Raw genomic sequence first — 4,454 nt, forward strand, 5'->3', positions numbered from 1 at the left:
GCGGGCGAGCGGGGTTTCGCCCGCCGCCGACCGGCGACGGAACGCGCCGTCAGGCGCAGGCGCCGGGGCGCGGCGGCCGTGGCGGACCTCGAGCGCCTTCACGCGCTGCACCAGCGGCTCGCCTATCTCGGGCGTCACCATGCGCACAAAGCAGGCGAAGCCCGCCGCGGCGTCCATCACGTCCCGCGCCTGGCCCCAGCGCTTGCCCGCGGGGCCGATCGCCTCGATCTGGTGCAGCAGGGCGCGGAAGCGGCGCAGCGTGTCGCGCGGCACGGCCACGCGCTCGTTGACCGTGAGGCCCGTCACCTCCTGCCGTCCGCCCCGGCGCATGATCCGCGTCTTGTCGGGATGGACCGTGAAGCCCTCCGCCGCGACGATCTCGCCGACGACCTTCAGCAGCGCGCCGACCTTGGCCGCCGCGGGCCCCGAGGCCGAGAAGGTCATGTCGTCGGCGTAGCGGGTGTAGGCGAAGCCCATGGACGCCGCGAGGCCCGCGAGCCGGTTGTCGAGCCGCGCGCAGATCAGGTTGGTCAGGGCGGGGCTCGTGGGCGCGCCCTGGGGCAGGCGGCGCGGGCCGCGGGCGGCGTAGAGGCGCTCGCCGTCGATCTCCACCTCGTCCGCGTCCGGCTCGGTGCAAAGCAGGGCGAGCGTGGTCGCGACCGGCTCGGAATAGCCGAGCCCGCGGAACTTGCCCGTCACCCGGCGGAAGGTGAGCGTCGGGAAGAAGTCCTTCAGGTCGAGATTGGCCACCACGTCGCGGCCCACATGGGCCTGCGCGTTGGTCACGATGGAGCGGCCGGGCACGAAGCCGTGGGCGGCCGCGTGGGTCGAAACCCGGGCGAGCAGGTTGTCGAGGATCCAGTACTGCGCCCGCTTCAGCCGCGGCATCGGCGCGGAGATGACGCGGAGGCCGCCGGTCTTCTTGGGAATCGCGAAGCGCTGGTAGTGGCTGACGCGGGTGAGCGCCCGGTCGAAGGCGAGGAAGCGCAGCTCGCCCATGGCGACGCCCATGGCCTCGGCCAGCGCCTTCGGCGTCGGCAGCTCGGGAAGGCCGGCGCCGAGCGGCGCGGAGGCCGCCGGCCCGGCGGAGAGCCCGCCCGACACCTCGGCCCCGAGATAGAGCAGCTCCTCGTCCCGCCGCCCGCGCCAGGCGAGGGCGCGGTCGTGGCGCGCCTGCGCGGCCCGGACCTTGGTCTCCTTGCGCCGCTCCAGCGCCGCCTTCTTGCGGCGCTTGTGCATCTCCCGGATCGCGGCTTCGGGATCGGCCCAGCGGGCGTCCCGGGCGTTCAGCTCCGCAAGCTCCCGGCGCAGCTCGGCGGTGCGGCGGATCACATCCTCCGGCAGATCCGGCTGGGCCTCGCCTTCGCGCCAGAAGCCGAGACGGATCATCTCCTCGAGGATCACCTCGTCCTTCGAGCTCTCGCGGATGCGGTCGTAGAGCTGCTGGCGGGTGAGCTCGCCGGGGCGCGCGGTCATGGGCGCGCCTCCGCCAGACGGGTGTGCGGGCGTGGGGTCATGACGCGGGTCGGGCAAGCGAAGAGGGGCGCCGGACGGTTCGCCTTCGTCTCGTCCTGGGACTGGACCGCTCCACTCGAAGGCGGCGCGGGGACCTGTGCGGGTTTGGGTTCAAGGAACCCAAACCGTAAACCCGCACAGGTCCCCGGCGCCGCCCCAGTGAAGAGCGGGCCAGTGACGCTTTGCCGGGCAGGGTGCAAGGACGGCGAAACGCCGCCCGGGTTGCAAGGTCCTCGCCGGCCGGCGCCCCTCGTCTCGGAAATCTTAAGAGCCGCGCGTCCGCGCATCAACCCGCTCACGCCGCGCCCCCGTCGGCTTTTCCCTCGACCTGGACATGGAACAGCCGGCGAACCGCCAGCATGTGCTCGCAGGGGCCGCGCATGAGCTTGTTGTGGCCGTAGAAGCCGCAGTCGCAGGACGCCGTGCTCAGCCGGTCGTCGGCGTCGATCACGAGCCGCGGATGGTGGGTCTTGCCGTCGTCCAGCACCTCGCCGGAGACGATCCGCCGCCCGTCCCGGTTCTCGATCGCGGTGATCGTCACCAGACGCGCCGCCACGAATCGGTCGGCCTTCTCCTCCTGCGCGGAGGCGAAGCGCAGCGCGCCGGGGCCGAGCGGCTCCCGCAGCAGCTCGCGCAGACGGTAGACGCCCTTGTCCAGATCGTACATGGCGCGGCCGGCCTGCACGTAGAGCCCGAGCGCGCCGGCGACGATGGTCCGGTCGAGGCCGGTGTCGGCGGCGAGCGTCGTCACGTCGGCGAAGTGGCGGCGCTTCAGCGCGTCGAACACCCGCCCCGCCGTCGCCTCGTCCACCGCGGCGCGGGGCGCCAGCAGATCGAACTGGCCGGCCCGCGACCAGTCGTTGGCGGTCCAGCCCGACAGGCCGAGCGTGAAACGCAGGCCGCCGAAATCCACCACCACGAAGGAGGGCAGGCCGGTCCCGAGCAGATGGAGCCGCACCGAGCGGGCGAGCGGCAGGGCGCGGGCGAGGATCTGCAGCCGCCGCCGGCCCCAGACGCGGATCTCCGCCGCCTCGCCGCCGCGATGGATCGAGCGGCGGAAGGTCAGCCGCTCGTTCCACGGCTCGATCACCACCGTCACCGGCTCGCCGGGCGTCAGCAGGAAGCGCAGCGAGCGGGGCCCGTGCCGCTCCTTCCGGGCCGCGAGCCGCGACAGGATGGCGTGCATGTCCACGGGGTTGAGGTCGACCACATGGGCCGGCTGCGCCATGGCGCTCGACACCTGCAGGAAGCCGCGCACCCAGCTGTCCGGCAGCTCGATCTTGTCCTCCCGGAAGGCGTTTTCGCCGGCAGTCTGCACCTCAAAGCCGGTGGGGTCGATGGTGAGCGAGGTCTCCCGGTAGCTGCGGATCTTCTGGAATTCGTCGTAGAGCGCGTGGCTGTAATCCACGTTGGTGGTGCCGCAGGCCATGTCCTCGACGCGCTCGAACACGTCGTGGTCGCAGGAGAGCCGGCCGTAGCTCGACTCGTCCAGGCTGAAGCACTCGAAGAACACCTCGTCCGGATGCACGGTGATGACCGGATCGAGCACGATCCAGGCGTCGCGGTCATGGGCGTAGAGCCAGTCGAAATAGCGCTTACGGGCGCCGTAGAACGGCGCCATGACCTCGCGGGAGAGCTTGTCGAGGTCCGTCAGCTCCGCCCGCAGCGTCGCGATCCGGGCGCGGATCTCGTCCCGCTCGCCGAGGGCGTCGGCGAGAAGCTGTTGCTCGTTCTGCTTCAGCCACTCGAAATAGAGCGTGCGGTCCTTCGGCTTGAAGCGCAGGTCCGAGACCACGACGTGGTGCAGCGCCGAGATCGCCTCGCGGAACGGCAGATGCCGCCGCACCTTGCCCACGAAGAAGGTCGGCTCGCGCAGCAGGTCCGGCGCGAAGCCGAGCGCGGTGGAGAGCGCGTCCGAGGAGGCGGAGCTCGCGCCGAAATAGCGGTGCACGAAGTTCATGGGGCGGCCCTTTCCGGCGCCGCGCGGCGGACGAGCGGCGTGGCGATCCTCGGATGCGCCTCGGCGATGTCGCGCAGGGCGAGGATGGCGGCGGCGCGGTCGCGCTGGGTGCCGCTCAGCGACAGGTCGGCGAACAGAGGCGCGATGCGGGCCGCGCGGCCGGCGTCGCGGGCGGCCTTGGCCCGGAGGAACGCGGTCATGCGGTCCTTGGCCACCCGGCCCTTGTGCACCTGAAGCATGACGATGCGGGCGAGCGGCAGCAGCTTCTCGAACGCCTCCTCGCCGGCCGCGGCGTCCTCGGTCAGAAGCTCGGTCGCCACCAGATGCATGGACTGGGCGGGGTGCTCCAGCAGGCGGGCGAGCTGGGCCGGCGCGTCCTCGGGCGTCAGGCGGCTGCGGAGCAGGCGGCGGGCGTAGGCCAGCACCTCGGGCCGCACGCTGTCGGTGACGACGGCGATCGTCTCGGGCGACCACGCCTCCTGGGGCCAGCGGTCGAACTCCGCCTCGGCGACGGCGCGGGTCTCCGGCCAGTCGCTTTCGACCAGCAGCACGGCGTCGGCCGCCTCGGCCTGGAAGCGCGCGGGTTCGGCCCGCACCGCCGCGAGCGCCCAGTCGCGGGCGGCGCGGTGCGGATGATCGCCGAGCCGCGCGATCTGGCGCACGGAGAACAGGCCGAACGGGCGCCGGACGAGTTCGGTGGAGCCGAGCAGCTGCGCGCCCTTGGCCCGCGCCTGCAGCAGCCGCCACAGCATGCCCGCGTCCAGCGCCGCCACCCGCTCGGGCATGGCCTCCATCAAAAGGTCCACGATGTCCTTCGGATAGGCGTCGTCGGGGCTGGCGCGGAACAGGCTGTCGATCAGCTCCCGCGACAGGCGCGCGGACAGGGCCTCGTCGCGCCGGGCGAGCCGGGCCACCAGCGGCCGGGCGGCGCGGCGCAGATCGGAGGAGGGCGCGGTGGCGAAGGCGACCGCCAGCGGCG

At 72.8% G+C, this 4,454-nt stretch carries 2 protein-coding genes and 1 pseudogene; all 3 read right to left on the minus strand.

Annotated features, from left to right (window positions below; translation table 11 throughout):
* Positions 1–1,476: reverse transcriptase family protein (locus tag ACFQ4O_RS15465; protein ID WP_378776918.1), on the minus strand; the 1,476-nt coding region annotated here is incomplete at its 3' end.
* Between the two features lie 334 nt (positions 1,477–1,810).
* Positions 1,811–3,475, minus strand: a complete 1,665-nt coding sequence (locus ACFQ4O_RS15470) for an SWIM zinc finger family protein (protein WP_378776920.1) — start codon at positions 3,473–3,475, stop codon at positions 1,811–1,813.
* A pseudogene (locus tag ACFQ4O_RS15475) lies at positions 3,472–4,454 on the minus strand (hypothetical protein); the annotation flags it as partial. The gene ACFQ4O_RS15470 and the pseudogene ACFQ4O_RS15475, both read right to left, overlap by 4 nt.

Origin of the sequence: Methylopila musalis (genome assembly GCF_042679725.1) — a bacterium.
Classification (GTDB): Bacteria; Pseudomonadota; Alphaproteobacteria; order Rhizobiales; family Methylopilaceae; genus Methylopila; species Methylopila musalis.

What these genes read in the sequence shown, in the direction of transcription:
- ACFQ4O_RS15470 (WP_378776920.1), bottom strand. Translation starts at nt 3,475, where the DNA reads ATGAACTTCGTGCACCGCTATTTCGGCGCGAGCTCCGCCTCCTCGGAC.